Consider the following 26511-nt stretch of genomic DNA (forward strand, 5'->3'; position numbering starts at 1 on the left):
GCTTCATGCGCTTCGTCCGAGTGCGGCGGCCCCGGGGCCCCGGCCGGGGCCGCCGCCCTCAGCGGTAGATGAGAAGTTCCTGCTCCGTCGCGCCCGTCAGCTCGTAGCGGGTACGCACCAGCGGGCGGCCGGAGTAGATACGGATCAAGGTCGCCGCGTCGCCGTGGTAGCGGGCCGGCGGGCGGCCGTCCACGGGGTTGCCCAGGCTCACGGGAGCGGGGCGGTCCGGCAGGAAGCCGACCAGGGCCGGCGTCTCGCGCCTGCGGCTGGTGACCGACAGGAGCGGCAGCGCGAGCTCCAGGCTCGCGCCGCAGTACGCCCCCGGTTCGCCGAAGGCCTCCCGTACGTCCCCGGCGTGCACCCACTCGCCCAGCGCCACCGCGTCCAGCGTCCCGTCGGTCCGCTCCGCGATCGCCGGACCGGCCTCCGAGAAGCCGCGCTCCAGCTCGTCGAGGATCCGGCCGAGCGGCCAGGACTCGCGCTCGGCGACATCGGCCGCGTTCGCCTCCGGCAGGAAGACGCCTTCCTCCAGGCGGCCCTCGACGATCCTGACGAGGGCCGCCGCGCAGTGGGCGAGCACCTGGCGCGCCGTCCACCCCGGGCACGCGGTCCGCAGCTCGAAGGAAGTCTCCGGCGTGCGGCGCAGCAGCGGCATCAGCGCGTCACGTTCCGTCCGCAGCAGCCGGTCGGGCAGCCACGGATCACGCGCGTCGGCGGTACACATCAGTAGCGGTAGTGGTCCGGCTTGTACGGGCCTTCGACGGGGACGCCGATGTAGGCGGCCTGCTCGGGGCGCAGGGTCGTCAGCTTCACGCCGAGTGCGTCGAGGTGGAGGCGGGCGACCTTCTCGTCGAGGTGCTTGGGCAGGACGTAGACGTCGGTCGGGTACTGCTCGGGCTTGGTGAACAGCTCGATCTGGGCCAGCGTCTGGTCCGCGAACGAGTTCGACATCACGAACGAGGGGTGGCCGGTGGCGTTGCCCAGGTTGAGCAGGCGGCCCTCGGACAGCACGATGATCACCTTGCCGTCCGGGAAGGTCCAGGTGTGGACCTGCGGCTTGACCTCGTCCTTGACGATGCCGGGGATCTGGGCGAGGCCGGCCATGTCGATCTCGTTGTCGAAGTGGCCGATGTTCCCCACGATGGCCTGGTGCTTCATCCTGGCGATGTCCGACGCCATGATGATGTCCTTGTTACCGGTCGTGGTGATGAAGATGTCGGCCGTCTCGACAACATCGTCGAGGGTGGCGACCTGGTAGCCGTCCATCGCCGCCTGCAGCGCGCAGATCGGGTCGATCTCCGTGATGATGACGCGGGCGCCCTGGCCGCGCAGCGACTCCGCGCAGCCCTTGCCGACGTCGCCGTAGCCGAAGACGACGGCGGTCTTGCCGCCGATGAGGACGTCGGTGGCGCGGTTGATGCCGTCGATCAGGGAGTGGCGGCAGCCGTATTTGTTGTCGAACTTGGACTTGGTGACGGCGTCGTTGACGTTGATGGCGGGGAAGAGGAGGCGGCCTTCGCGGTGCATTTCGTAGAGGCGGTGGACGCCGGTGGTGGTCTCTTCGGTGACGCCGCGGATGTCGGCGGCCATCGCCGTCCAGTCCAGGGTCGATCGGCCCAACAGCTCCAGCACCACCCGCAGTTCGTCGTTGTCGGCCGTCGCCGGGTCGGGGACGGCGCCTGCCTTCTGGTATTCGACGCCCTTGTGGACGAGGAGGGTGGCGTCGCCGCCGTCGTCGAGGATCATGTTGGGGCCGGGGGCGTCGGGCCAGGTCAGGGCTTGTTCGGTGCACCACCAGTACTCGTCGAGGGTTTCGCCTTTCCAGGCGAAGACGGGGATGCCCGCGGCGGCGATGGCGGCGGCGGCGTGGTCCTGGGTGGAGTAGATGTTGCAGGACACCCAGCGGACCTGGGCGCCGAGGGCGACCAGGGTCTCGATCAGGACGGCCGTCTGCACGGTCATGTGCAGGGAGCCGGTGATCCGCGCGCCGGCCAGCGGCTGGGTGGCGGCGTACTCGCGGCGGATCGACATCAGGCCGGGCATTTCGTGCTCGGCCAGCGTGATCTCCTTGCGGCCGAACTCCGCCAGCGAGATGTCCGCGACCTTGAAGTCCGTGAAACCGTCGAGGGGAACGTCAGGCATGGGTGAAGCTCCTTGAATCGTCAGATCGGTATCGGTGTCCGGGCGACGCCGGTCGCTCACCTGCGCCCGCCGGCGTTGAAGTAGCTGGCCTCGGGGTGGTGGACGACGATCGCGTCCGTGGACTGCTCGGGGTGGAGCTGGTACTCCTCCGACAGCTGGACCCCGATGCGTTCGGGCCGTAGCAGGTCGGCGATCTTCGCGCGGTCTTCGAGGTCGGGGCAGGCGGGGTAGCCGAGGGAGTACCGGCAGCCCTGGTATTCGGTGCGGAGCATTCCCTCGATGCCGGCCGGTTCCATGGCGCCCGCGATGCCCCACTCGGCGCGTACCCGTGCGTGCCAGTACTCGGCCAGTGCTTCGGCCAACTGCACGGACAGGCCATGGAGTTCGAGGTAGTCGCGGTAGTGGTCGGCGGCGAAGAGCTTCGCGGTCTCCTCGCCGATCCGGGAGCCGACCGTGACGACCTGCAGGGCGAGGACGTCGACCTCTCCGGAGTCCTCCGGGCGGAAGAAGTCGGCCAGACACAGGCGGCGGCCCCGCTGCTGGCGGGGGAAGGAGAAACGGGTCCGCTCGCCGCCGTCCTCGTCCAGGACGATCAGATCGTCACCCTTGGAGACGCACGGGAAGTAGCCGTGGACCACGGCCGCCTCCAGAAGGCGGCCGGTCTGGAGCCGCTCCAGCAGACCCCGCAGCCGAGGCCTGCCCTCCGCCTCGATCGTGGCCGCGTCCTTCAGACCCCACTGCCCCTTGAACAGCGCCGTCTCATCCAGCCAGGACGCATACTCCTTCAGCTGGATACCCTTCGTGACACGCGTGCCGAGGAACGGCGGTTCCGGTACGAGGTTGTCCGCTGCCACGTCCGAGCGGCCGGCGGGCTCCGGCTCGCGTACTTCCAGTACGGCCGCGGTGTCGCGTTTCGGTACTCGGCGCTGTTTCAGCTCGGGGAGTACGGCTCCGGGCACCCCGCGCTTGATTCCCATCAGGGCGTCCATGAGGCGCAGGCCCTCGAAGGCGTCCCGGGCGTAGCGGACCTCGCCCTGATAGATCTCGTGGAGATCCTGTTCGACGTAGGCTCTGGTCAGGGCGGCGCCGCCGAGGATGACGGGGAAGCGGCCGGCGAGACCGCGGCCGTTGAGCTCTTCCAGGTTCTCCTTCATGATCACCGTGGACTTGACCAGCAGACCGGACATGCCGATCACATCGGCCCGGTGCTCCTCGGCCGCTTCCAGGATCGCGGAGACCGGCTGCTTGATGCCCAGGTTCACGACGTTGTAGCCGTTGTTGGAGAGAATGATGTCGACGAGGTTCTTCCCGATGTCGTGGACATCGCCCCGGACGGTGGCGAGCACGATCGTGCCCTTGCCGTCGTCGTCGGTCTTCTCCATGTGCGGCTCCAGGTAGGCCACGGCGGTCTTCATGACCTCGGCGGACTGGAGCACGAACGGCAGCTGCATCTGACCGGAGCCGAACAGCTCCCCGACCGTCTTCATGCCCTCCAGCAGCGTGTCGTTGACGATCTGCAGAGCCGGACGCTCGGCCAGGGCCTCGTCGAGGTCGGCCTCCAGACCGTTCTTCTCCCCGTCCACGATCCGCGCCCGCAGCCGCTCCTCCAGCGGCAGCGCGAGCAACTCCTGCGCCTTGCCGGCCTTCAGGGACTTCGCCGTAGCGCCCTCGAAGAGTTCGAGGAGCCGCTGCAACGGGTCGTAGCCCTCCCGCCGCCGGTCGTAGATGAGATCGAGGGCCACCTCGACCTGCTCCGGCTCCAGGCGGGCGATCGGAAGGATCTTGCTCGCGTGCACGATCGCCGAGTCCAGGCCCGCCTTCACGCACTCGTCGAGGAAGACCGAGTTCAGGACGATCCGCGCGGCCGGGTTGAGACCGAAGGAGATGTTCGACAGGCCAAGCGTCGTCTGCACGTCCGGGTGGCGGCGCTTGAGCTCGCGGATCGCCCCGATGGTGTGGAGCCCGTCCTTGCGGGACTCCTCCTGCCCGGTGCAGATCGTGAAGGTGAGCGTGTCGATCAGGATGTCCGACTCCCTGATCCCCCACTTTCCCGTCAGATCGGCGATGATCCGCTCGGCGATCGCGACCTTCGCCTCGACCGTCCTGGCCTGGCCCTCCTCGTCGATCGTCAGGGCCATCAGCGCCGCCCCGTGCTCCTTCGCGAGCGCCGTGACCTTCGCGAACCGGGACTCCAGCCCGTCTCCGTCCTCGTAGTTGACGGAGTTGATGACCGCCCGGCCGCCGAGCTTCTCCAGACCGGCCCGCAATACCTCGACCTCGGTGGAGTCCAGCACGATCGGCAGCGTCGAGGCAGTCGCGAAACGGCCCGCCAGCTCCGCCATGTCCGCGACACCGTCACGCCCCACATAGTCCACGCACAGATCCAGCATGTGCGCGCCCTCACGGATCTGGTCGCGCGCCATCTCCACACAGTCGTCCCAGCGGCCCTCCAGCATCGCCTCACGGAACTTCTTCGAACCGTTGGCGTTCGTCCGCTCCCCGATCGCCAAATACGCCGTGTCCTGCCGGAACGGCACATGCGAGTACAGCGAGGAAGCTCCCGGCTCCGCCACCGGGGTGCGTGCCGGTACCGCCGCGCCCCGGACCCGTTCCACGATCGCCCGCAGGTGCTCCGGGGTGGTACCGCAACAGCCCCCGACGAGCGCCGGGCCGTACTCCCGTACGAAACGCTCCTGGGCGTCGGCCAGTTCGGCCGGCGAGAGCGGATAGTGCGCCCCGTCCTTGCCGAGCACGGGCAGCCCGGCGTTCGGCATGACGGAGAGCGGGATACGGGCGTGCTTCGACAGATACCGCAGGTGCTCGGCCATCTCGGCCGGGCCGGTGGCGCAGTTCAGGCCGATCATGTCGATGCCCAGCGGCTCCAGGGCGGTCAGCGCCGCCCCGATCTCGGACCCCAGCAGCATCGTGCCGGTGGTCTCCACCGTCACCTGGACGATCAGCGGCAGATCGAGCCCGCACCACTCCAGGGCCCGGCGGGCGCCGACGACGGCCGCCTTCGTCTGCAGCAGGTCCTGCGAGGTCTCGATCAGCAGGGCGTCCGCGCCGCCGCGGATCAGTCCCTCGGCGTTCTGCCGGTACGCCTCCCGCAGCGGCTCGTACGTGATGTGGCCGAGCGTCGGCAGCTTCGTACCCGGACCCATGGAGCCGAGGACCCAGCGCGGGCGGCCGTCGGCGGCCGTGTGGGCGTCGGCGGTGGTACGGGCGATCCGGGCGCCGGCCTCGGACAGCTCGTACACCTGGTTCTCGATGCCGTACTCGGCCAGCGCCACCAGGTTCGCGCCGAAGGTGTTGGTCTCGACGCAGTCCACGCCGACGGAGAAGTAGGCGTCGTGGACGGAGGCGACGATGTCCGGCCGTGTCAGGTTCAGGATCTCGTTGCAGCCCTCAAGGTTCTGGAAGTCGTCCATCGACGGGTCGGCGGCCTGGAGCATCGTGCCCATCGCCCCGTCGGCCACCACGACCCGGGTGGCGAACTCCTCGCGCAGTGAACGCCTCATGTGAGCCCCCTCATGACAGTTCCCTCATGACAGTCCCCTCAGATGGGTCACCAGCGAGGCCGTGCACCCGACCCCGTACGTCGTCCTGATCCGGTCAAGCAGCGGGTCCCGGTGCAGGCGGTACTCCTGCGTCCCCACGTAGTCGAGGACGGTCGCGGCCACCGCGCAGCCCAGCTGGGCCGCGCACCGCTCCGGCACTCCCCACGCCGTCCCGGCGAGGAACCCGGCCCGGAACGCGTCGCCGACACCCGTCGGGTCGACGACCCCCGCGACCTCCACCGCCGGCACCGCCAGCGGCTCGCGGCCCTCGCCGTGGATCCGGACGCCCGCCGCGCCGTGCGTGGTGACCCAGGAGCCGACGCGGCGCAGGAGCTCCGCCTCCGACCACCCGGACCGCTCGACGAGCAGGGCCGCCTCGTACTCGTTGGTGAACAGCCGGCGCGCGCCGTCCACCAGCTCCCGCACCTCGTCCCTGCCGAGCCGCGCCAGCTGCTGCGAGGGGTCGGCGGCGAACGGGATCCCGAGCTCGCGGCAGGTGCGGGTGTGCCGGAGCATGGCCTCGGGGTCGTCCGGGGAGACCAGGACCAGATCCAGACGGCCGGCCCGGGCGGCGACGTCCCGCAGGTCGATCTCGCGGGCCTCCGACATCGCTCCGGCGTAGAAGGTGGCGATCTGGTTCTGCGCCCGGTCGGTGGTACAGACGAACCGGGCGGTGTGGAGCGACTCGCTGACCCGCACCGAGTCGGTGTCCACACCGTGGTCCTTCAGCCAGATCCGGTACGGCTCGAAGTCGGAGCCGACCGCGCCCACGAGGACCGGGCGCAGCCCGAGTACGCCGAGCCCGAAGGCGATGTTCGCTGCCACTCCGCCGCGCCTGACCTCCAGGTTGTCGGCGAGGAACGACAGGGAGACCCGGTCCAGCCGGTCCGCGAGCAGCTGCTCGGTGAACCAGCCGGGGAAGGTCATCAGATGGTCGGTCGCGATGGATCCCGTGACAGCGATACGCATTTTCCTAAACCCCCGCTGCCTTCTTCAGGGCGTCCACGCGGTCCGTGCGCTCCCAGGTGAAGTCCGGGAGCTCGCGGCCGAAGTGGCCGTACGCCGAGGTCTGCGCGTAGATGGGCCGCTTGAGGTCCAGGTCGCGGATGATCGCGGCCGGCCGCAGGTCGAAGACCCGGCTGACGGCGTCCTGGATGGCCTCGTCGGAGAGGGTGCCCGTGCCGAAGGTCTCCACGAACAGGCCGACCGGCTCCGCCTTGCCGATCGCGTACGCCACCTGCACCTCGCACCGCCGCGCGAGGCCGGCCGCGACGACGTTCTTCGCCACCCACCGCATCGCGTAGGCGGCGCTGCGGTCCACCTTGGACGGGTCCTTGCCGGAGAAGGCACCGCCGCCGTGGCGGGCCATGCCGCCGTACGTATCGATGATGATCTTGCGGCCGGTGAGCCCGGCGTCGCCCATCGGGCCGCCGACCTCGAAGCGGCCGGTCGGGTTGACGAGCAGCCGGTAGCCGTCGGACTCCAGGTTGACGCCCTCCTCGGCGAGCGCCTTCAGCTCGGCCTCGACGACGAACTCCCGGATGTCGGGCGTCAGCAGGCCCTCGACGCTGATGTCCGAGGCGTGCTGCGAGGACACCACCACCGTGTCGAGACGGACCGCGCGGTCGCCGTCGTACTCGATGGTGACCTGGGTCTTCCCGTCCGGCCGCAGATAGGGCACGGTCCCGTTCTTGCGGACCTCGGTCAGCCGGCGCGAGAGCCGGTGGGCGAGCGCGATCGGCAGCGGCATCAGCTCGGCCGTGTCGTCGCAGGCGTAGCCGAACATCAGGCCCTGGTCGCCGGCGCCCTGCGCGTCGAGGATGTCGGCACCGCCCTCGACGCGGCTCTCGTACGCCGTGTCCACACCCTGCGCGATGTCCGGGGACTGCGCGCCGATGGACACCGACACCCCGCAGGAGGCACCGTCGAACCCCTTGGTGGAGGAGTCGTAGCCGATGTCGAGGATCGCCTCCCGCACCAGCTTCGCTATCGGGGCGTACGCGGTGGTGGTGACCTCGCCGGCCACGTGCACCAGGCCCGTGGTGAGGAGGGTCTCCACCGCCACCCGCGCGTTCGGGTCCTCGGCGAGCAGCGCGTCGAGGACGGTGTCGCTGATCCGGTCGGCGATCTTGTCGGGGTGGCCCTCGGTCACCGACTCCGACGTGAACAGGCGGCGGCTGCTCATGCCTGGCCCACCTCCGCCCGCGTCTTCGCGAAGAAGTGGGTGTCGATCGCGGCGAGGGTCCGGATGGCGTCGACCTCCAGGGTCTCCATCTGGATGGACTGCCCGCTCTCCTGCTCCAGCAGGAAGACGAACTCGACGAAGGACAGCGAGTCGATGAGCCGGTTCTCGATCAGGTCGAGGTCGGGCGCGATGTCGTCGCGCTCCGGGTGACGGTCGAGGATCCAGCTCTTCACCTGCTGCAGGCCGTCGGCCATGGTTGCTCTCCTTAGTTGCTGTCTACGCTGGGTACGGAAGGGGTGGGGGGCGCGACGATGATCGGGGCGGCCACCGCGACCGCGTAGTCCACGTCGTGGCTGATGGACACGGTGATCTCGGTGATGCCGGACTCGGCGGCCATCTCGGCGGCAGACCGGTGCAGCTCCACCAGCGGCCAGCCGCCTTCGGAGCGCCGTACGACGATGTCCGGCCAGGGCAGGAACCTGCCCCTGACCCGCAGGGTCTTGAAGGCCGCCTCCTTGGCCGCGATCCGCCCGCACAGGCTCAGCACGTCGAGCCCGGAGGAGGTGCGGCAGTCGGCGAGTTCGCCGGGGGTGAGCATCCGCTCGAAGAACGTCTCGCCGTACTCGGCGAGGAGTCGGCGGACACGGTTGACGGACACGATGTCCATGCCGAGATTCGCCCAGCCCAGGCCGCCCGCCGGCGGGGCGACGGGTCGGGCCGGCACGTCAGATCACCGGCCCTGCCGCCACGCTCACGTCGGCCCGCGTGCGGGCGTTCGCGTCGAGGACCGCCCGCGTGGCCGCCTCCCAGCCGCCGTGGCGCCGGGTCAGCGCGGACAGCCAGCGCTCCAGGCCGAAGGCGACACAGCTGGTGAAGGCGGGGCCTCCGGTGGAGGCGAGCGTGATGTCGCAGCGCTCACCGAAGAAGTTGCGGTGCGTGTTGACGGAGCCGATCGCCAGATCCTCGTAGAGGAACTCGTACTTCACCGGGGTGAGGCGCTGCAGCACCGCCTTGGAGCCGCCCTTGTCGAAGAACGGATCGCAGGCGGCCTCCCTGCGCAGCGGCAGGTCCAGCGCCGCGGCGAAGGACTCCACGCGGGCGGTGAAGTCGGCCAGGTGCGTCTCGGCGTGTTCACGCGCGCCGATGGCGACGATCTCCCGCATACGGAAGCCGAGTTGGCGCCGCATGCCTTCGTAGTGGGTCTCCTTGCGGAAACACCAGGAGCAGACGGTCACCAGGGTGTCGTCGGCGACCTCTCGGCCCTGGTGGTCGAGGTAGACGGCGTAGCAGGACGCCGAGGGCAGTCCGAGCGCGGCGGGTTCGAGCGCGTCGCACGGAAAGCAGCCGGTGTCGGAACAGAAGGTGTGCGTCTCGCGGCGCTCCAGGTCGAGCGGGGCGGCGACGACGGCCTGGTGGGGGAAGTTGTCGTAGTAGTCGAGCCGCGCCAGGTCGGCGGCCGGCAGGAGCGGGGGCATGGTCATCGGGCGGGCGCCCGCGGCCACTCCCCAGCTCTCGAAGGTGTCGTCGAGGAGCCGCAGCAGGGCGGTCGCCTCGGGTCCGAGGGACGGCAGGCCCCTCGTCTCCCCGGCGTTCGCGGGGGTCGTCACGGTCATGGTCTCTTCACCTCTCGGGTGGGCGGTCCTCCTGCGACGCGTCGACGCTCAGACGACGGGCAGGGTGTCGTCGGAGAAGATCCCGGTCTTCAGGAAGAAGGCGAGCGGCTTGCGGATCGCCTTGCGCTCGTGGGGGCGGCGGCGCTCGTCGGCGACCAGCGCGTTGCGCAGGCCGAGCGGGTCGGCGATGCCGGCGTCGCGGTAGACGTGCGGGTTGTAGAGGGAGTTGACGCTGTAGACGACGTACCGCTTGAGGTACGCCTCCACTTCGGCGACCCGCTCGGCGGGGACGGCCTCCCGCATCCGGGTGAAGAGCAGCGAGACGAGTTCGCGGCCGAAGGCGATGTGGCGGGACTCGTCCTGGTGGTGGATGCGGTTGACCTCGCGGATGGTGTGGCACAGGGAGTCGTCCTGCGCCATCCGCATGTTGTAGTGGTCGACCAGCTCCTCGAAGAAGAGGATGCGGGCGAAGACCAGGAAGTTCTCGACCTCCGGCTCCCAGGCGGAGTCGGCGCGCATCGCGGTGGAGCCGTAGATCTTGTTGCCGTAGCGGCGGCAGAACTCGGCGAAGAACCACATGTGCTCGTTCTCCTCACCGATGAAGTGGTGGAAGAAGTCCGAGGGAACCTCGAAGCCGGGCATGTGGATGCGGCCGACGACCTCGATGAGGAGCTCGCGGATGCCGTGCACGTTGAGGCTGTAGAAGTTGACGCTCTCCCACTTGGAGAGGCGCTGAATGGTTTCCTCGCCCAGCTCGTCGTAGTACGGGGTGCCGTACACGGTGAGCAGTTCGGGGGTCATCCAGAGCTGCTTCTCCTCCAGTTTCTCGGGCCAGTCGAACTGCTGGTACGGGTTGTAGTACTCCTCGATGGACCGGGAGCTGAGCCGCTCCAGGACTTCCATGAACCGGTCGGTGACGGGCAGGGGGGCGGTGACGCCCATGATCTCGCTCCTCGTGACGGGTGGTTACGGCCGGACTTCGTAGACCGCGTTGACCGGGGTCTCGGTGGCGCGGCGCCAGCGGGTGAAGCCGGCCTCCTCGGCGATGGCGCGGAAGGCCTTCTCGCCGGAGTGGTTGCCGAGCGCGTGCGGGCCGCGCTGCGCGACCGCGACGGGCAGGCACATCACGGCGGACAGGGCCATGAACATCCGGGCGGCCGGGGTGTTGGTGTCGATGTCGGCGGGCGAGACGTTCGACTCGACGAGCATCCAGGTGCCGTCCGCGTCCAGGGACTTGTGGACGTGCTGGGCGGCGGCGACCGGGTCACCCATGTCGTGCAGGGCGTTGAAGAAGCAGACCAGGTCGTAGCCGGTGCCGGGGTAGTCGTCGGCGGAGGCGACCTCGAAGACGACCCGGTCGGACAGGCCGGCCTCCTCGGCGAGCTGCCGGGCGATGGAGATGGCCTCTTCGGAGTAGTCGAAGCCGTGGACGGTGGCCTGGGGGAACGCCTTGGCGATCAGCAGCGTGGTGTGGCCGACGCCGCAGCCGACGTCGGCGACGGTGCCGCCGGCGGCGAGCTTGTCGGTGACCTCGTGGAGGGCGGGCAGCCAGTCCGGGACGAGCTTGTGCTCGTACGTGGGCTGGAAGAAGGAGCCCATGCCGGTGTCGAGGGCCGCGTCGTGCTCGGCCCAGCCGACGCCGTCGCCGGTGCGGTACGCCTCGACGAGCAGGTCCTCGGTGGCGTACAGCGCCTTGAGGGCGGTGAAGAACCCGGCGGCGAAGGTGACGGCCTTCGGGTCGGCGAGGACGGCGACGTGGTCGGCCGGCAGCGTGTAGGTGGCGGCGCTCGGGTGGCGCTCGACGTAGCCGGCGGAGAGCTGGGCGTGCAGCCACTCCTCGATGTACCGCTCGTTCGTGCCGGTGCGCTCCGCGAGCTGGGCGGCGGTGAGCGGGCCGTGCTCGGCGAGGCACTTGTAGAGCCCGAGCCGCTCGCCGAGGGCGACGGTCAGGCCGCGGACGGCCGCACCGGCGTCGGTGATGACCTTCTGGTGGAAGTCGTGGGCGCTGGTGCTCATGCGGGTATCTCCTCTCGGATCGGGGGGACGCTCGCGCCCCTTGCGTCCCGGGCGTCCCGGGCACCGCGGTCGCCCGGGGCGCGCTGGATCGCGGGGCGGGCCCGGCGGATCGCGGGGCTCACGCGGCCGTGTCCGCGGCCGCGCCGGGGGCGGTCGGCACCTCGCAGGTGAACAGGAAGGAGCGCGGCACGCGCGGGACGGAGCGCGGCGGGACCGGGTAGGGCCACCGGTCGAAGTCGGCGCCGTCCTCACCGGGCTGCTTGACCTCCCGTACGTCCCATCCGCAGGCGGCGAGCAGCGCCTCGGGCTCCTCGGTGCCGAAGAGCCACGGGTTGCCGTCCTCCCGCAGGGCGTTGAGGAAGGGGCGGGAGAGCGGGTTCTCCAGGGCGGCCCGGGAGATGACGTCGCCGAGCAGGACGGAGCCGGGCGCGGCGTGCGCGGAGAGCGTCGACATGAGGGTCCGTACGGCCTGCTCGGGCAGGAAGAACAGCAGGCCCTCGACCACCCACAGGACGGGTTCGTCGCTCTTCCAGCCGGCCTCCTTCAGAGGGCCGGTCCAGTCCTGGGTCAGGTCGACCGGGACGGTGATCCGGGTGCGTCCCGCGGGGGCGGGCTCGTCGCTGAGCATCTTCGCCTTGGCCTCCAGGAGGGCCGGGCGGTCCAGCTCGTAGACGGTGACGCCGTCGGGCCACGGGAGGCGGAAGAAGCGGGTGTCCATGCCGGCGGCGAGGAAGACGACCTGGCGGATGCCCCGCTCCTCCACCGCCTTGACGATCGCCCGGTCCAGGTAGGTGGTGCGGATGGCGAGGAACGGCACGGTGCCGGCCCCGGCGTAACGCTCGAGCAGCTCGAAGCCGATCGTGTCGGCGACGGTGCGCGCGTAGGGATCGGCGAACAGCCGGTCCTCGCGCTCGGTCTCCAGGGCGCGCGCGGCGGCGGTCCACTGGGCGGTGCGGGATACGGCCTCCACAGGAGGTCCCCCTTCACTTGGTGGGAGGAGATGGGAAGAAATGCGGACGGCCGTGCTCAGACCATGACCCGTGCACAGGCGACGGGGTCCTCGGCCGCGGGCATCGACGACAGATGCTCGGCCTCGGATCCGGCGGGACGGCGCCGGAAGATGCTGTGCAGGATCATGCTGAACACGGCCGTCCCGTCGGCGGCCACGAGCGTGCACCGCGGTTTGACGGTGCCGGTGGCGGGATTGAACGGCGACGGGGTGGCGCCCAGGATCTCCACGCGGGCGGTGAGGACGTCCCCCGGCCGCACGGGCCGCAGATAGCGGACCTCGTCGATGCCGGGCGAGCCCATGCAGGCGCTGTAGGCGAGCAGTCCGTCCACATAGCGGCGCATGAACATCGCCTGCGTGTGGAAGCCGCTGGCGATCAGTCCGCCGAACGACGAGCGCTCGGCGAGTTCCCGGTCGGTGTGGAAGGGCTGCGGGTCGTAGCGCCGGCCGAACTCCAGCACCTCCTCCGTCGTGACGGTGACGGTGCCCAGCTCGTGGACATCGCCGGGCCGGAAGTCCTCGAAGTAGCGCATGGCGCGCCCCCCTTGACCTAGGAGTGGTCGTTTCCTGGCAGCTCCCAATCTACGAATGACTCATTTATTTTGTCAACCCAAAAGAAGAGAGGAGGGGGCTGGACGGGGCTGGAGGGAGCTGGAGGGGGCTGGAGGGGGCTGGAGGGGGCTGGGCGGGGCGGTGGTGGTCAGGCGGCGCGGTCGAGGGCCTGCTCGATGTCGCTCCACAGGTCGTCGACCGCCTCTATGCCGACCGACATGCGCACCAGACCCGCGGCGATGCCGGCCGCCGCCAGCGCGTCGGCACCCAGTTCCCGGTGGGAGGTGGACGCCGGATGGGTCACGAGGGTCTCGACCCCGCCGAGGGAGAGCGCGAGCTTCGCGACCCGTACACGCTCGATGAAGGCCCGCCCGGCCTCCCGCCCGCCCGCCAGCTCGAAGGAGAGCAGTCCGCCGCCCCCCGACAGAACCTTGCGCGCGAGGGGGTACGAGGGGTGGCCCGCGAGCCACGGGTAGTGGACGGCCGTCACGTCCGGGCGGGCCGCGAGCCGTTCGGCGAGCACGGCCGCGCCGGCACAGTGCTCACGCATCCGCAGCGGCAGCGTCGCGATCCCGCGGAGGGTCAGCCAGGCCGCGAACGGGTCGGCGCAGGCGCCCAGTTCGACCGTCCGGGGCCACACCGCCTGCCGCAGCCCGTCGTCGGCGAAGACGGCGGCGCCGCCCAGGACGTCGGAGTGGCCGGCGAGGTACTTGGTGGTGGAGTGCACGACGATGTCGGCGCCCAGCTCCAGCGGACGGCAGAGGACGGGCGAGGCGAGCGAGTTGTCGACGACGCTCGTGACCCCGAGCCGGCGGGCCGCGCCCAGCAGCCCGGGCAGGTCCGGCACCTGGCCGGTGGGGTTGGCGATGGTCTCCAGGACCAGAAGGCGAGTACGCGCGCTCCGGCCGGCAGCCATTTCGAACTCGGCCGGGTCGTCACCGGAGACGTACACGACCTGGATCCCGTACCGCTCGGACAGGTCGGAGAGGACCGCGTACGTCCCCCCGTACAGGCACCGCTGCGCCACCACCCGGTCACCGGGCCGCAGCAGGGCGAGCAGGACGCCGCTGATCGCCCCCATGCCCGAGGCGAACGCGAGCGCGGACGCCCCGCCCTCCAGACCGGCGAGGGTCTTCTCCAGCGCTCGTACGGTGGGATTGCCGCGCCTGCTGTAGACGTACGGGCCGTCCGGTCCCGCCATCGCCTCGGCGAGCCCGTCGGCCGAGTCGAAGGCGAACGCCGAGGACTGCACGAGCGGGACGGAGAGGGGCCGGCCGGCGGGCGGGGGCGTCTCGTCGACGACGTGAACGGCCCGAGTGCGGATGTCCATCTGTGTCCTCCTGGATGCGGGCATGACTTCGCGTGCATGGAAAAGGGGCCGCCCGATGTCCGGGGCGGACATCGGGCGGCCCCTGGGCGGGGCGACTCACACAGCGGCCTTCTCGCCCTGCGGGGCGGAGACGGCGGGCGAACCGGCGTTGGCCGCGAGGGCCTTGTCGCTCTTCATGACGAGGAGCGTGATGACACCGCCGGCGGCGGCGACGATCGCGGCGCCGACGAAGGCGGCGGAGAAACCGTCGGTGAGGGCGGGCAGGTTGCCCAGCTGGTCGGCTCCCTGCGACATGGCGAGCGCGGTCAGCGCGGCCAGGCCAAGGGCGGAACCGACGTTATAGGTGGTGTTGACGATGCCGGAGGCGAGACCGGCCTGCTCCTGCGGGGCGCCGGACATGGCGGCGATCATCGCCGGGATGTAGGCGAGGGACATGCCGAGCGCGGCGACCAGCGAGGCGGGCAGGACGTCGACCAGGAAGGTGCCGGTCGGCGGGACGGCCGCCAGCCAGACCAGACCGGCCGCGAGGACCAGCAGACCGCCGGCGATCAGCGGCTTGGCGCCGAACTTGCCCATGAGGCGGGCGGTGATGGCCGTCATGAAGATCATCAGCAGGACGGTCATCGGGAGCAGGGCGGCGCCGGAGGCGAAGGCTCCGTAGCCGAGGACCTGCTGGAGGTAGAGGTTGAGGAAGTACCACATCGGGATCCAGGCGGCGCCGAGCAGCGTCATGGCCAGGTTGGCCGAGCCGAGGCGCGGGACCCGCCACACGCTGAGCGGCATGAGCGGCTCGCGGATCGACTTCTGGATCACGAAGAAGAGGATGAGAAGGGCGGCGGCGCCGGCCAGCTCCAGGATCGTGGCGGTGGCGCCCCAGCCGACCTCGGGGGCCCGGACCACGGCGAAGACGGCGAGCGCGAGACCGGCGGTGACGGCGACGGCGCCGAGGATGTCGACGGAGCCGCGGCGGGCCTCGACGGCCGGGAGCAGCTTGGTCGCGGCCAGGGTGGCGAGGCCGATCGGGATGTAGATGATGAAGACCCACTGCCAGCTCATCCACTCGGTGAAGACACCGCCGAGGAAGACGCCCGCGGTTCCGCCGGCGGGGGCGGCGGCGCCGTAGAGCGCCATCGCCTTGCCGAGCTCCTTCGGGTCGTGCATGAAGAGCATCATCAGCAGGGTCATGGCGGAGGGCGCGATCAGCGCACCGCCGACGCCCTGCACGGCGCGGCCGACGATCTCGACCCAGGCGGTCTGCGCGGCGGCGGCGACGACCGAGCCGGCGATCATGATCGCCCAGCCGGAGACGAAGATCTTGCGGGCTCCGACGAGGTCGGAGAGGCGGCCGCCGAGGAGCAGGAGACCGCCGAAGACGATGACGTAGGCGTTGAAGATCCACGAGAGCTCGCTCTGCGTGAAGCCGAGGTCCTTCTGCATCTCGGGGAGCGCGACCCCGATGATCGAGGTGTCCATGATGACCATGAACTGGGCGGCGGCAAGCACAGCAAGTGCCCACCAGCGCCGGGGGTTGACGGTTGACATTGCCCTGCTCCTTCTCGCGGCCACATACCCCTAGGGGGTACCTACGCGCAGCACCGTAGCATACCCGTAGGGGGTATGTAAGGGTGAGATGAGGACGGCCCCGGAAGGGGGCGCTCCGGGCGGCGGGCGGCAGAATGCCCCCATGACCACCACCGGGGACCACGACCACGACCACGGGCAGGACGGGCAGGGGGAGGGGGAGCGGGAGCGGGAGCTGCTCCGGCGCTGGACGTCGACCCTGCTCGCCGCCCGCGCCGGCCGCGAGGGGCCGGACCCCGCCCCGTACGGCCGGAACCTGCTCACCCGCTGGGCCGAGCCGCAGCGCAGGTACCACACGGTCGACCACCTGCGGGCGGTCCTCGACCGCATCGACGAACTGGCTTCACAGGGTGGCGACTTGGGGCCGAGCGGCCGGTCGGAGCCGAGCGGCGAGTGGGAGCTGGTCCGGCTGGGTGCCTGGTTCCACGACGCGGTCTACCGCCCGGACCGCTCCGAGAACGAGGAACGCTCGGCGGCCCTGGCCGAGAAGGCCCTGACGGAGGCCGGCCTGGCCGAGCGCGAGGTGGCGGAGGTGGCCCGCCTCGTCCGCCTGACGATCACCCACGACCCCGCACCGGGCGACCGCAACGGCGAGATCCTCTGCGACGCCGACCTCGCGATCCTCGCGAGCGACCCGGATACCTATACGGGGTATACGGCGGCGGTCCGCGAGGAGTACGGCTTCGTCCCGGACGACGCCTTCCGCGAGGGCCGGGCGGCGATCCTGCGCCAACTCCTCGCCCTGCCCCGCCTGTTCCGCACGCCGTACGGCACGGAACACTGGGAGGCCCGGGCACGCGAGAACCTGGAACGGGAGCTGGCGGATCTGAGCGGGTGAAGGCGGAGGTGAGCGGGTGAGCTCAGCGGCGGACCCTACGAACCGGTCCACATGCCAAGACACTCCGTCCGCGGAGGAATGTCAGGCACAAACACCCCGTTGACGCATGTCATGCCGTCGACGTCACCCGAGCGCCCCACGCCTGCCCGCACCACGCCCAGCCCGACCGCACCCGGCCGCACCACACCCACCCCGACCGCACCAGGCCGGACCCGCATGCCCCTGGCCGTCTACATCCTCGGCCTCTCCGTCTTCGCGCTCGGCACGAGCGAATTCATGCTGTCCGGCCTGCTGCCGCCCATCGCCGACGACATGAACGTCTCCATCCCCCGCGCCGGCCTGCTCATCTCCGCCTTCGCCATCGGCATGGTCGTCGGAGCCCCCCTGCTCGCGGTCGCGACCCTGCGGCTCCCCCGCAAGACGACCCTGATCACCCTGATCACCGTCTTCGGCCTGGGCCAGGTCGCCGGAGCGCTCGCGCCGAACTACGGGATCCTCTTCGCCTCCCGCGTCGTGAGCGCGCTCGCCTGCGCCGGCTTCTGGGCCGTCGGCGCCGCCGTCGCCATCGCCATGGTCCCCGTGGGCTCCCGCGCGCGTGCGATGGCCGTCATGATCGGCGGCCTCTCCATCGCCAACGTCCTCGGCGTCCCGGCGGGCGCCTTCCTCGGCGAGCACCTCGGCTGGCGTTCCGCCTTCTGGGCGGTCGGCGCGGCCTCCGCGATCGCGCTCGTCGGCGTGGTCACCCGCATCCCCCACCTCCCCCTGCCCGACGAGAGGCCCCGCCTCAAGCGGGAGCTGGTGATCTACCGCGACCGCCAGGTGCTGCTCTCGGTCGCGATCACCGCTCTCGCGGCGGGCGGCGTCTTCTGCGCCTTCTCGTACCTGGCGCCGGTGATCACCGACGTCGCCGGGATCGACACCCGCTGGGTCTCCGCGATCCTCGGCCTCTTCGGCATCGGCGCCCTGATCGGTACGACGATCGGCGGCCGGGTCGCCGACGCCCACATCTTCGGCGTGCTGCTCAGCGGCGTCACGGCCTCGACCGTCTTCCTGGTCGCCCTGGCCCTCTTCGCCTCCAGCCCGGTCGCCGTGGTCGCCCTCTCCTTCCTCCTCGGCGTCTCGGCCTTCTACACGGCCCCCGCGCTCAACGCCCGGATGTTCAACGTGGCCGGCGCCGCCCCGACCCTCGCGGGCGCCACGACCACGGCCGCGTTCAACCTCGGCAACACCGCGGGCCCCTGGCTCGGCGGCACGGTCATCGACGCCGACTTCGGCTTCGCGGCGACGGCCTGGGCGGGAGCGGCGATGACCGTGGTCGCCCTGGCGACGGTCGCCCTCTCCCTCCGCCTGAACGTGCGCACGTCCCGGGGCCACGTGGTGGCCAGGGGGACGGCCACAGGCACAGGCCCCGACGAGCACGCCGCGGACAGGACGACGGACGACGCGGCGATCCGCTGACCAACGCGCGATCCGCTGACCACCCCCTCCCCGCTCGATCGCCCCCTAGGGGCCCTCTGACCCCGGCTCGGCGCTGCCGACCGGGGTCGTTTCGGCTTCCGTTTCGGGTTTCGTGTGGAGGACCTCGCGGGCCTGCTCCGCCGCGCGGGTGATGCTCTCGGTGACGAAGTCGAGGAAACGGGCGACGTTCTCGAGGCGGGCCCCGGCCGGGGTGCCGGCGCCGAGGACGCCGACGCCCTGACGTGCGGTTTCGACGACCTGGGCGGTGGACCGGGCGCTGGCCATCATCGACTGGTACCAGACGTCGTCGTCGACGACGTAGCGCTCGCGACGGCGTTCGTCGCGTTCCCGGCGGACGAAACTCTGGCTCTCCAGGAACGTGACCGCTTTGGAGATGGACGCGGGGCTGACCTGGAGGTGCTGGACGAGTTCGGAAGCGGTGAGACTGCCGGTGTCGGTGAGGGTGAGGCAGGCCATCACCCGGGACATCATCTTCGGCATGCCCGAGGCCATCAGGACGGTCGTGAACGTCTCCTCGTACGCGCGGACGGCCTCGGCGTCCCGCCCGTGGGCCTGCGCGGGCGCCTGCGCGCCTCGGGGCGCGGTCTGCCTGCGACGGTGGGCGCGGTGCTCGGTGGCGCGGTGGGCGAGGTCGGCGCGGTAGGCGGTGGGGCCGCCGTTGCGCATGACCTCGCGTGTGATCGTCGAGGTCGGACGGTCGAGGCGTCTGGCGATCTCCGCGTAGGCGAGGCCGTCGGCCAGTCCCAGCGCGATCTGCTGGCGTTCCTGCTGAGTGAGTCTGCCGCCCGGCATCGCGGTCTCCTTACATGGTCCGTGGTGACCCCACTATAGCGTTCACTCTCATTTCATTGCAACGCTCGAACCCTCCGCCGTTGCGTTAAATCTCAGCCCATTGCAATGAAATCGCATGGCTGACCTGCAATGATGGCCATTCCTCGCAACGAAACTGTTGCTCGATCCTTGAACGCAACGTAGCGTTTCTCTTGTCGGAAACGGCGGGCCGACAGCGAGCCCGCCCCACGAGAAGGAGCAGCACGATGCAGAAGTTCGCCACCCCCGCCCCCGTCTCCGCCGTCCTCCACATCCCCGCCGGACGCATCCGGTTCATCGCCGCCGACCGGGCCGACACCACCGTCGAGGTCCTGCCCGCCGACGCCTCGAAGAGCCGCGACGTGAAGACGGCTGAGCAGACCGAGGTCACCTACAGCGACGGCGTCCTGCGCATCGAGACCCCGCCGGCGAAGAACCGGATCCTCGGCGCCTCCGGATCCCTCGAGGTGACCGTCCAGCTGCCCGCCGGCTCCCGCGTCGACGGGAAGGCGGCCGCCGCCGAATTCCGGGCCGTCGGGCGGCTCGGCGACGTCGCCTTCGACGGCGCGTACCGCCACATCAAGATCGACGAGGCCGCGAGCGTCCACCTCACCGCGCTCGACGGCGACGTCGAGGTCGGCCGCCTGAACGGCCCCGCCCAGATCAGCACCGCACGGGGCGACATCCGGATCGCCGAGGCCGTGCGCGGCACGGTCGACCTGCGCACCCAGTCCGGCGACATCGCGGTCAACGCCGCCGCCGGCGTCTCCGCCGCTCTCGACGCCGGTACCGACTACGGCCGCGTCGACAACGCCCTCAAGAACGACGGCACGCACGGACTCGACATCCGCGCCACCACCTCCCACGGCGACATCACCGCCCGCAGCCTCTGACCCACGGCCCCTGCCCCACGGCCTCCGACCCGCATCCCCCGAGGAGCACCCCTCATGACCACCCCCGCCATCGCCGCGAACGGGCTGCGCAAGTCCTACGGCGACAAGACCGTCCTCGACGGCGTCGACCTGACCGTCCCCCAAGGAACGGTCTTCTCCCTGCTCGGCCCGAACGGCGCCGGCAAGACCACCGCCGTCAAGATCCTCTCCACCCTCATCACCCCCGACCCCGCCTCCGGCGAGATCCGCGTCGGCGGCCACGACCTCGCCACCGACCCGCAGGCGGTCCGGGCCGCGATCGGTGTCACCGGCCAGTTCTCCGCCGTCGACGGACTGATCACCGGCGAGGAGAACATGCTCCTCATGGCCGACCTGCACCACCTGTCGCGCCGCGAGGGACGGCGGGTCGCCGCCGAACTCCTCGAACGCTTCGACCTGGTGGAGGCCGCCAAGAAGCCGGCCCAGAGCTACTCCGGTGGCATGAAGCGCCGCCTCGACATCGCGATGACCCTGGTCGGGGGCCCCAGGATCATCTTCCTCGACGAGCCCACCACCGGCCTCGACCCCCGCTCCCGCCACAACATGTGGGGCATCATCCGCGAACTGGTCACCGGCGGCGTCACCGTCTTCCTCACCACCCAGTACCTGGAGGAGGCCGACCAGCTCGCCGACCGCATCGCCGTGCTCAACGACGGCAGGATCGCCGCCGAGGGCACCGCCGACGAGCTGAAGCGGCTCATCCCCGGAGGACATGTACGGCTCCGGTTCGCCGACCCGGCCTCGTACCAGAACGCCACCACCGCGCTCCGCGACGTCACCCGGGACGACGAGGCGCTCGCGCTGCAGATCCCCAGCGACGGCAGCCAGCGTGAACTGCGCTCCATCCTCGACCGGCTGGACTCCGCCGGCATCGAGGCGGACGAACTGACCGTCCACACCCCCGACCTCGACGACGTCTTCTTCGCCCTGACCGGCCCCACCACCGTGCCCACTCAGCCCAGCCGGCCCGCCCAGGCCCAGCCCGCCCAGCCCACCCAGCCGAAGGAGGCTGTCCGATGAGTGCTCTCTCCCTCGCCGTCCGTGACTCGTCCACCATGCTGCGCCGCAACCTGCTCCACGCGCGCCGCTACCCGTCCCTGACGCTCAATCTGCTGCTCACGCCCGTCATGCTGCTGCTGCTCTTCGTCTACATCTTCGGCGACGCGATGAGCGCCGGCATCAGCGGCGGCGGAGGCCGCTCCGCGTACATCGCCTACATCGTCCCCGGCATCCTGTTGATGACCATCGGCTCGACCGTGGTCGGCACCGCCGTGTCGGTCTCCACCGACATGAACGAGGGCATCATCGCCCGCTTCCGCACCATGGCGATCCACCGCGGGTCGGTGCTCTTCGGGCACGTCGTCGGCAGCGTCCTGCAGGCGATCATGAGCGTGGCCCTCGTCGGCGCCGTCGCCGCGGCCATCGGCTTCCGCTCCACCGACGCGACCATCCTGGAATGGCTCGCGGCGTTCGGATTGCTCGCGCTGGTCGCCCTGGCGTTCACCTGGATCGCGGTCGGCATGGGCATGGGCAGCCCCAACGCGGAAGCCGCCAGCAACAACGCCATGCCGCTGATCCTCCTGCCGCTCATCTCCAGCGCCTTCGTCCCGCTGGACGCCATGCCCGGCTGGTTCCAGCCGATCGCGCAGTACCAGCCCTTCACCCCCGCCATCGAGACGCTCCGCGGACTCCTCCTCGGCACCGAGATCGGCAGCAACGGCTGGATCAGCATCGCGTGGTGCCTGGGCCTCACCGTCCTCGGCTACTTCTGGTCGAAGGCACAGTTCGATCGCGACCCCAAGTAGGCGCGTCAGCCGGACGGACCCGGCGCGGGCGGTCAGCCGGAAGGGTCCGGCGCGGGGCGGTCAGCCGGAAGGATCCGGCGCGGGCCGCCCCTTCGGACGTCGCAGGCCCGCCTCCGTGATCCGCCGGACGAGTTCCTTGGAGCCGACCTCGACCGCGCCCGCCGCCACCGCGTCGGCGTACCGCTCCGACGGGATGTCGTAGTGGTCGCGCTCGAAAGCGCGCGGCGGGGCCCCGATCGAGGCGGCGAAGGCGTGGAGCTCCTCGTGGGAGACGTCGCTGACCAGGTGCGACCACATGCGGCCGTGGCCGGCCCAGGTCGGCGGGTCGATGTAGAGAGTCACCGCGCGGCCCCCGTCACTTCAGGCCCCCGACCGGGGCGACGACCACGCCCGCCTTGCCGCAGACCCAGTGCGGGTCCGGACCGAGTTCGGGCTCGACGTCCAGGGCGTGCGGGTCGCCCGAGGAACAGACGGGACAGAGCGGCCAGCGGCCGTAGCGCTCCAGGAGCGCGTCCTGCACGTCCTGGGCCACGAGACCGGCGACGTACGAGATGCCCTCGGGCCACTGCTCGACCCACCAGCGCCGGTGCGTGACCGCCTCCTCGACCATCGAGACGACCTCCGCGGCGGCCACGTCCCGCGCCGCCAGATCGGCGAGGACGAGCGCGCGGGCGGCGTGCAGCGCCTGTTCCAGGGGGTCGATGTCGTCCATGAGCTCATTGTCACCCGACAAGCCTGGGGGCGGCGAAGGTGTTCCGCATCCGGGCGCCCGGGGTCTTGACGCACCCGGTGCCCGAAAATAGCTTTCACATGTGACCAATAACGTGAAGGAAAGTTTCAGACCCCCGGCCGGCCGGACCGCCGGGTCCGGCTCCGGCCCCACACCAGCCTCTGGGGGTGAGGCCCCGCCCGCGCCCGCCGCCCTCGCCGCCAAGGTCCGTACCCTCGCGCCGTCCATGACCCGCTCCATGCAGCGCGTCGCCGAAGCCGTCGCCGGCGATCCGGCCGGCTGCGCCGCCCTCACCGTCACCGGGCTCGCCGAGCTCACCGGCACCAGCGAGGCCACCGTCGTCCGCACCGCCCGCCTCCTCGGCTACCCCGGCTACCGCGACCTGCGCCTCGCCCTCGCCGGCCTCGCCGCCCAGCAGCAGTCCGGCCGCGCCCCGTCCGTCACCGCCGACATCGCCGTGGACGACCCCGTGGCCGACGTCGTCGCCAAGCTCGCCTACGACGAGCAGCAGACCCTCGCCGACACCGCCGCCGGACTCGACACCGTCCAGCTCGGTGCCGCCGTCGCCGCCCTCGCGGGCGCCCGCCGCATCGACATCTACGGTGTCGGCGCCTCCGGCCTCGTCGCCCAGGACCTCGGCCAGAAACTGCTCCGCATCGGCCTGCTCGCGCACGCGCACAGCGACCCGCACCTCGCCGTCACCAACGCCGTGCAGCTCCGCTCCGGCGACGTCGCCATCGCCATCACCCACTCCGGCTCGACCGGCGACGTCATAGAACCCCTGCGCGTCGCCTTCGACCACGGCGCGACCACGGTCGCGATCACCGGCCGCCCGGACGGGCCGGTGACGCAGTACGCCGACCACATCCTCACCACCTCGACCGCCCGCGAGAGCGAACTGCGCCCCGCCGCCATGTCGTCCCGTACCAGCCAACTCCTCGTCGTGGACTGCCTGTTCACGTGCGTCACACAGCGTACGTACGAGACGGCGGCGCCGGCCCTCGCGGCCTCGTACGAAGCCCTCGCCCACCGCCACTCCCCCCGCACCCGCTGATCACCGTCGACGACGACGCCGACGAAGCACCGAAAGAGCCGCACGTGTCCTCTACGTACTCCCAGCTCCAGGCGCAACTGGCCACCCTCACCACCGAGGCGTTCCGCCCCGAGCTCGCGCGGATCGACCAGCTCCCGACGCTCGACATCGCCCGCACCATGAACGAGGAGGACCGGACCGTCCCGACCGCCGTCGCCGCGCAGCTGCCGCGGATCGCCGCAGCGATCGACGCCGCCGCCGTACGGATGGGGCGGGGCGGCCGCCTCGTCTACGCCGGCGCGGGCACGGCCGGCCGGCTCGGCGTCCTCGACGCGAGCGAGTGCCCGCCCACCTTCAACACCGACCCGAGCCAGGTCGTCGGCCTGATCGCGGGCGGGCCCGCGGCGATGGTCGAGGCGGTCGAGGGCGCCGAGGACTCGCGCGCGCTCGCGGCCGAGGACCTGGACGCGCTCGGCCTGACCCCCGACGACACGGTGGTCGGCGTCTCCGCCTCCGGCCGTACCCCGTATGCCGTCGGCGCGGTCGAACACGCCCGGGTGGCCGGGGCGTTGACCATCGGCCTGTCCTGCAACGCCGGCAGCGCGCTGGCGGCCGCCGCCGAACACGGCATCGAGGTCGTCACAGGTCCCGAACTCCTCACCGGCTCCACCCGGTTGAAGGCGGGCACCGCCCAGAAGCTCGTCCTCAACATGATCTCCACGATCACGATGATCCGGCTCGGCAAGACGTACGGAAACCTCATGGTCGACGTCCGCGCCTCCAACGAGAAGCTCCAGGCCAGGTCGAGGCGGATCGTCGCCCTCGCCACCGACGCGCCGGACGAGCGGATCGAGGCCGCGCTGGCCGAGGCGGACGGCGAGGTGAAGACGGCGATCCTGATGATCCTCGCCGACATCGACGCCAAGACGGCGGCAGCCCGCCTCACCACCACCCGCGGCCACCTCCGCGCCGCACTCACACCCTGACCCGGTGCTCTCGGTGCGGGCTTACCGCACGGCGGAGGCGTCGCCTGCCGGTCCCGGCTGCGGCGGCACTGCGGCAGATACCGTCCGGGGACAGGCTTCCGCTGCCGTGACGCCTGTTCGTCGGACGGTACGCCGCCACAGCCGTCCCGCGGCGCGGTAGAAGCGGTCCGGCAGGAACACGGCATCGGCGACGATCATCGCGCCGGAGAACAGCGGCAGTCCCATGAGCACGGCGATATTCACGTGCATGCCCAGCAGCAGGATCAGGACCGGGTACTTGAGCCTGCTGAAGAGGGCGAACGGAAAGGCGACCTGCGCCAGCACCGTCACATAGCCGATGGCCGTGAGCAGTACATGGTGATCGTCGACCACCTGGGACAGCTCGGGCCAGGGACGGAACAGGTCGAGGTTCAGGACGTAGTGGAGGGCGGTGCCGTCGGCCCACTTCTGCCCCTGCACCTTGTACAGGCCCGCACATCCGTAGAGGAAGCAGACCTGGGCTGCGATGACGAACATGCCGCAGTTGTGCAGCACGGTGGTCAGGAGGGAGCGCGCCTCCCCCAGTTGTGTCCGCAGACCCTCCCCGCGACTCTCGTCAGCCTTGAGCCGGGTCCTGCGCGCGTCGAGGGACCAGCGGCGACCACATGCGGTGAAGGCCAGGTAGACGGCCATGAGGACCATCAGGTTGTCCCCGCCGTCCGCCATGTAGATCGCCCTGGCGTGGAACGACACCACCACGACCGCGAACAGCACGGACACCGCACGCGTGCGCCAGCCCAGCGCGAACAGCGCACACGTGACGAGCGCAACGGCGTAGCAGACCTCGAAGTACGCCCGACTGTCGGACAGGAGGAGGACGCTGGCCCATCCGCTCTGGTCGTACATGAGCCGGGCCAGTTCGGGCGTCCATGGCGAACCCGGGCCCCACATCTCCTCACGGTGGGGAAACTCGCGGAGCAGGAAGGCGAGATAGAGCGATCCGTACCCGATGCGCAACACCGCCGCCGCGTACAGGGAGACCGGCTGCTCGGTCAGAAGGACGAGGAGAGCGTGGATTCGGTCGAACACGCGCTGGAGCATGTGTACGGCGGCCTGTTCAGTGGTTCCTCGGGGCGCTGTGGGCGCTGTGAGCGCTGTGGGCGCCGTGGTCGGTGTCCTGTCACTGCGCTTCACGCGAGTCCGCCTTCCACCAGGGCAGGTGCCGGGTCGCGGCCGGCGCAGGTGCCGCGGCGGCCGGACGGGATCCGTTCGCCGGACGGGGAGGGGCGATATGCAGCGTGGTCACCCGTAGCTGGATGGAGTCGAAGGTGCCGCCCCGTTGAGCGGTGACGCGGTCCACCGCGATGTTGCGGAGGTACTCCTGGATCAGAGCGGCTCGCTCCGAGTGCGGCCGGTCGTTGCTGTCGTGCGTTTCGGCGTAGGAATTCCAGGCGCGGCGCAGCATGTTCTGTGCCGTGTGGCTCGGGAAGACGTTGTGCTTGACGGCGGAATCGTCCATGGAGCTTACATCGATCCAGTCGCTCACGTGCGTGGTGCCGTTCGGCGTTGTTTTTCCGACCCTCGCCGAGATCTGCCGATTGACAGACTGCGGTTCCGGCGCGAAGAGCCGCCAGTTCTGCGAAAAGAGGGGCTGGACCCACGCGTTGATGTGCTGGCCGTACGCCTTGGAAATGGCGTTCGAGGGCGCCACGTAAAGAAACACCAAGAGCACATGGACCAGAGTCACTGCGAGGCACAGGGCCACCGCGACTCCCGTTCCAGCGATCAGTAGGCGGGGCGGCTCTGAATTGCCACGACTCCGACGCGGCCCTTCGCCATCGTCCTGCTGTGAATCCTTCGCATGTGTCGACTCAACGCCGCCCAGCACGGCCCCACCCGGTCCTTCCATCGCTCCTGCTTCGCCTGCTTCCACG

Annotated in this window: 26 protein-coding genes; 7 read left to right on the forward strand and 19 right to left on the reverse strand. The window is 70.7% G+C overall.

Translation table 11 applies throughout. The features are described 5' to 3' along the window. Positions 1-58: 58 nt before the first annotated feature. The 14 genes from ACF06X_RS18190 to ACF06X_RS18255 all read right to left on the reverse strand — a co-directional run bounded on the left by ACF06X_RS18190 (position 59) and on the right by ACF06X_RS18255 (position 15946). The gene (locus tag ACF06X_RS18190; protein WP_392288255.1) at positions 59-724 is read right to left on the reverse strand and encodes a maleylpyruvate isomerase family mycothiol-dependent enzyme; all 666 of its coding nucleotides are present in this window, start codon (positions 722-724) and stop codon (positions 59-61) included. Then, positions 724-2142: an adenosylhomocysteinase gene (ahcY, locus tag ACF06X_RS18195; protein ID WP_392288256.1), complete on the reverse strand. Its 1419-nt coding sequence runs from the start codon at positions 2140-2142 to the stop codon at positions 724-726. Before ahcY ends, ACF06X_RS18190 begins: the two co-directional genes overlap by 1 nt. A gap of 56 nt (positions 2143-2198) precedes the next feature. Beyond that, entirely contained in the window at positions 2199-5660 is a 3462-nt protein-coding gene (metH, locus tag ACF06X_RS18200; RefSeq protein WP_392288257.1) for a methionine synthase, read from the reverse strand. A gap of 24 nt (positions 5661-5684) precedes the next feature. Further along, positions 5685-6668: a carbohydrate kinase family protein gene (locus tag ACF06X_RS18205; protein WP_392288258.1), complete on the reverse strand. Its 984-nt coding sequence runs from the start codon at positions 6666-6668 to the stop codon at positions 5685-5687. A 4-nt stretch (positions 6669-6672) separates the two neighbouring features. After that, the gene (metK, locus tag ACF06X_RS18210) at positions 6673-7884 is read right to left on the reverse strand and encodes a methionine adenosyltransferase (RefSeq protein ID WP_392288259.1); all 1212 of its coding nucleotides are present in this window, start codon (positions 7882-7884) and stop codon (positions 6673-6675) included. Next, positions 7881-8138 carry an acyl carrier protein gene (locus tag ACF06X_RS18215; protein WP_392288260.1) on the reverse strand — a complete coding sequence of 86 codons (258 nt, stop codon included), beginning with the start codon at positions 8136-8138 and terminating at the stop codon, positions 7881-7883. The genes metK and ACF06X_RS18215 overlap by 4 nt, the downstream gene beginning before the upstream one ends. Before the next feature lie 11 nt (positions 8139-8149). Then, the gene (acpS, locus tag ACF06X_RS18220; protein WP_392288261.1) at positions 8150-8608 is read right to left on the reverse strand and encodes a holo-ACP synthase; all 459 of its coding nucleotides are present in this window, start codon (positions 8606-8608) and stop codon (positions 8150-8152) included. A 1-nt stretch (position 8609) separates the two neighbouring features. Beyond that, positions 8610-9497, reverse strand: coding sequence for a hypothetical protein (locus tag ACF06X_RS18225; RefSeq protein WP_392288262.1), 888 nt, complete (start codon positions 9495-9497; stop codon positions 8610-8612). 48 nt (positions 9498-9545) lie between these two features. Next, the gene (locus ACF06X_RS18230; protein ID WP_392288263.1) at positions 9546-10439 is read right to left on the reverse strand and encodes a diiron oxygenase; all 894 of its coding nucleotides are present in this window, start codon (positions 10437-10439) and stop codon (positions 9546-9548) included. Positions 10440-10463: 24 nt separating this feature from the next. Then, positions 10464-11513, reverse strand: coding sequence for a class I SAM-dependent methyltransferase (locus ACF06X_RS18235; protein ID WP_392288264.1), 1050 nt, complete (start codon positions 11511-11513; stop codon positions 10464-10466). Positions 11514-11631: 118 nt separating this feature from the next. Next, on the reverse strand, positions 11632-12483 hold the full coding sequence (locus tag ACF06X_RS18240; RefSeq protein ID WP_392288265.1) for a class I SAM-dependent methyltransferase: 852 nt from the start codon (positions 12481-12483) through the stop codon (positions 11632-11634). Between the two features lie 56 nt (positions 12484-12539). Next, a complete protein-coding gene (locus ACF06X_RS18245) occupies positions 12540-13055 on the reverse strand; it encodes a MaoC family dehydratase (RefSeq protein ID WP_392288266.1) in 516 nt (171 codons plus the stop codon). Between the two features lie 167 nt (positions 13056-13222). Then, positions 13223-14404, reverse strand: a complete 1182-nt coding sequence (locus ACF06X_RS18250; RefSeq protein WP_392288267.1) for a trans-sulfuration enzyme family protein — start codon at positions 14402-14404, stop codon at positions 13223-13225. 96 nt (positions 14405-14500) lie between these two features. Continuing rightward, a complete protein-coding gene (locus ACF06X_RS18255; protein ID WP_392288268.1) occupies positions 14501-15946 on the reverse strand; it encodes an MFS transporter in 1446 nt (481 codons plus the stop codon). A gap of 142 nt (positions 15947-16088) precedes the next feature. Here ACF06X_RS18255 and ACF06X_RS18260 point away from each other — a divergent pair, with 142 nt between their 5' ends. Both ACF06X_RS18260 and ACF06X_RS18265 read left to right on the forward strand, forming a co-directional pair. Beyond that, on the forward strand, positions 16089-16823 hold the full coding sequence (locus ACF06X_RS18260; protein WP_392288269.1) for a hypothetical protein: 735 nt from the start codon (positions 16089-16091) through the stop codon (positions 16821-16823). Positions 16824-17039: 216 nt separating this feature from the next. Then, positions 17040-18281 carry a Cmx/CmrA family chloramphenicol efflux MFS transporter gene (locus ACF06X_RS18265; RefSeq protein WP_392288441.1) on the forward strand — a complete coding sequence of 414 codons (1242 nt, stop codon included), beginning with the start codon at positions 17040-17042 and terminating at the stop codon, positions 18279-18281. Between the two features lie 45 nt (positions 18282-18326). On the opposite strand, the gene ACF06X_RS18270 is transcribed toward ACF06X_RS18265, so the two are convergent. Next, complete coding sequence (locus ACF06X_RS18270; RefSeq protein WP_392288270.1) at positions 18327-19094, reverse strand: helix-turn-helix domain-containing protein; 768 nt, start codon at positions 19092-19094, stop codon at positions 18327-18329. Positions 19095-19339: 245 nt separating this feature from the next. Here ACF06X_RS18270 and ACF06X_RS18275 point away from each other — a divergent pair, with 245 nt between their 5' ends. The 3 genes from ACF06X_RS18275 to ACF06X_RS18285 are packed head-to-tail and all read left to right on the forward strand — an operon-like array spanning position 19340 to position 21849. Further along, a complete protein-coding gene (locus ACF06X_RS18275) occupies positions 19340-20005 on the forward strand; it encodes a DUF4097 family beta strand repeat-containing protein (RefSeq protein ID WP_392288271.1) in 666 nt (221 codons plus the stop codon). A 54-nt stretch (positions 20006-20059) separates the two neighbouring features. Next, positions 20060-21064 (forward strand): ATP-binding cassette domain-containing protein, encoded by a 1005-nt coding sequence (locus ACF06X_RS18280; RefSeq protein WP_392288272.1) that lies wholly within the window; start codon positions 20060-20062, stop codon positions 21062-21064. Then, positions 21061-21849: an ABC transporter permease gene (locus ACF06X_RS18285; RefSeq protein ID WP_392288273.1), complete on the forward strand. Its 789-nt coding sequence runs from the start codon at positions 21061-21063 to the stop codon at positions 21847-21849. Before ACF06X_RS18280 ends, ACF06X_RS18285 begins: the two co-directional genes overlap by 4 nt. Before the next feature lie 60 nt (positions 21850-21909). Here the strand turns inward: ACF06X_RS18285 and ACF06X_RS18290 are convergent, their stop codons facing one another. Both ACF06X_RS18290 and ACF06X_RS18295 read right to left on the reverse strand, forming a co-directional pair. Beyond that, positions 21910-22191, reverse strand: a complete 282-nt coding sequence (locus ACF06X_RS18290; protein WP_392288274.1) for a DUF4031 domain-containing protein — start codon at positions 22189-22191, stop codon at positions 21910-21912. Positions 22192-22204: 13 nt separating this feature from the next. Next, the gene (locus ACF06X_RS18295; RefSeq protein ID WP_392288275.1) at positions 22205-22561 is read right to left on the reverse strand and encodes a hypothetical protein; all 357 of its coding nucleotides are present in this window, start codon (positions 22559-22561) and stop codon (positions 22205-22207) included. A 100-nt stretch (positions 22562-22661) separates the two neighbouring features. Here ACF06X_RS18295 and ACF06X_RS18300 point away from each other — a divergent pair, with 100 nt between their 5' ends. Both ACF06X_RS18300 and murQ read left to right on the forward strand, forming a co-directional pair. Beyond that, positions 22662-23633: a MurR/RpiR family transcriptional regulator gene (locus ACF06X_RS18300; RefSeq protein WP_392288276.1), complete on the forward strand. Its 972-nt coding sequence runs from the start codon at positions 22662-22664 to the stop codon at positions 23631-23633. 44 nt (positions 23634-23677) lie between these two features. Then, on the forward strand, positions 23678-24598 hold the full coding sequence (gene murQ, locus ACF06X_RS18305) for an N-acetylmuramic acid 6-phosphate etherase (RefSeq protein ID WP_392288277.1): 921 nt from the start codon (positions 23678-23680) through the stop codon (positions 24596-24598). Positions 24599-24619: 21 nt separating this feature from the next. Here the strand turns inward: murQ and ACF06X_RS18310 are convergent, their stop codons facing one another. Both ACF06X_RS18310 and ACF06X_RS18315 read right to left on the reverse strand, forming a co-directional pair. Continuing rightward, positions 24620-25678 carry an HTTM domain-containing protein gene (locus ACF06X_RS18310; protein WP_392288278.1) on the reverse strand — a complete coding sequence of 353 codons (1059 nt, stop codon included), beginning with the start codon at positions 25676-25678 and terminating at the stop codon, positions 24620-24622. Between the two features lie 79 nt (positions 25679-25757). Further along, positions 25758-26342: a DUF5819 family protein gene (locus ACF06X_RS18315; protein WP_392288279.1), complete on the reverse strand. Its 585-nt coding sequence runs from the start codon at positions 26340-26342 to the stop codon at positions 25758-25760. Between the last annotated feature and the right edge of the window lie 169 nt (positions 26343-26511).

The sequence above is a fragment of the Streptomyces sp. NPDC015346 genome, assembly GCF_043078785.1.
GTDB lineage: Bacteria > Actinomycetota > Actinomycetes > Streptomycetales > Streptomycetaceae > Streptomyces.

What these genes read in the sequence shown, in the direction of transcription:
- ACF06X_RS18190 (WP_392288255.1), bottom strand. Translation starts at nt 724, where the DNA reads ATGTGTACCGCCGACGCGCGTGATCCGTGGCTGCCCGACCGGCTGCTG.
- ahcY (WP_392288256.1), bottom strand. Translation starts at nt 2,142, where the DNA reads ATGCCTGACGTTCCCCTCGACGGTTTCACGGACTTCAAGGTCGCGGAC.
- metH (WP_392288257.1), bottom strand. Translation starts at nt 5,660, where the DNA reads ATGAGGCGTTCACTGCGCGAGGAGTTCGCCACCCGGGTCGTGGTGGCC.
- ACF06X_RS18205 (WP_392288258.1), bottom strand. Translation starts at nt 6,668, where the DNA reads ATGCGTATCGCTGTCACGGGATCCATCGCGACCGACCATCTGATGACC.
- metK (WP_392288259.1), bottom strand. Translation starts at nt 7,884, where the DNA reads ATGAGCAGCCGCCGCCTGTTCACGTCGGAGTCGGTGACCGAGGGCCAC.
- ACF06X_RS18215 (WP_392288260.1), bottom strand. Translation starts at nt 8,138, where the DNA reads ATGGCCGACGGCCTGCAGCAGGTGAAGAGCTGGATCCTCGACCGTCAC.
- ACF06X_RS18225 (WP_392288262.1), bottom strand. Translation starts at nt 9,497, where the DNA reads ATGACCGTGACGACCCCCGCGAACGCCGGGGAGACGAGGGGCCTGCCG.
- ACF06X_RS18230 (WP_392288263.1), bottom strand. Translation starts at nt 10,439, where the DNA reads ATGGGCGTCACCGCCCCCCTGCCCGTCACCGACCGGTTCATGGAAGTC.
- ACF06X_RS18235 (WP_392288264.1), bottom strand. Translation starts at nt 11,513, where the DNA reads ATGAGCACCAGCGCCCACGACTTCCACCAGAAGGTCATCACCGACGCC.
- ACF06X_RS18245 (WP_392288266.1), bottom strand. Translation starts at nt 13,055, where the DNA reads ATGCGCTACTTCGAGGACTTCCGGCCCGGCGATGTCCACGAGCTGGGC.
- ACF06X_RS18250 (WP_392288267.1), bottom strand. Translation starts at nt 14,404, where the DNA reads ATGGACATCCGCACTCGGGCCGTTCACGTCGTCGACGAGACGCCCCCG.
- ACF06X_RS18255 (WP_392288268.1), bottom strand. Translation starts at nt 15,946, where the DNA reads ATGTCAACCGTCAACCCCCGGCGCTGGTGGGCACTTGCTGTGCTTGCC.
- ACF06X_RS18260 (WP_392288269.1), top strand. Translation starts at nt 16,089, where the DNA reads ATGACCACCACCGGGGACCACGACCACGACCACGGGCAGGACGGGCAG.
- ACF06X_RS18265 (WP_392288441.1), top strand. Translation starts at nt 17,040, where the DNA reads ATGCCCCTGGCCGTCTACATCCTCGGCCTCTCCGTCTTCGCGCTCGGC.
- ACF06X_RS18270 (WP_392288270.1), bottom strand. Translation starts at nt 19,094, where the DNA reads ATGCCGGGCGGCAGACTCACTCAGCAGGAACGCCAGCAGATCGCGCTG.
- ACF06X_RS18275 (WP_392288271.1), top strand. Translation starts at nt 19,340, where the DNA reads ATGCAGAAGTTCGCCACCCCCGCCCCCGTCTCCGCCGTCCTCCACATC.
- ACF06X_RS18280 (WP_392288272.1), top strand. Translation starts at nt 20,060, where the DNA reads ATGACCACCCCCGCCATCGCCGCGAACGGGCTGCGCAAGTCCTACGGC.
- ACF06X_RS18285 (WP_392288273.1), top strand. Translation starts at nt 21,061, where the DNA reads ATGAGTGCTCTCTCCCTCGCCGTCCGTGACTCGTCCACCATGCTGCGC.
- ACF06X_RS18295 (WP_392288275.1), bottom strand. Translation starts at nt 22,561, where the DNA reads ATGGACGACATCGACCCCCTGGAACAGGCGCTGCACGCCGCCCGCGCG.
- ACF06X_RS18310 (WP_392288278.1), bottom strand. Translation starts at nt 25,678, where the DNA reads ATGCTCCAGCGCGTGTTCGACCGAATCCACGCTCTCCTCGTCCTTCTG.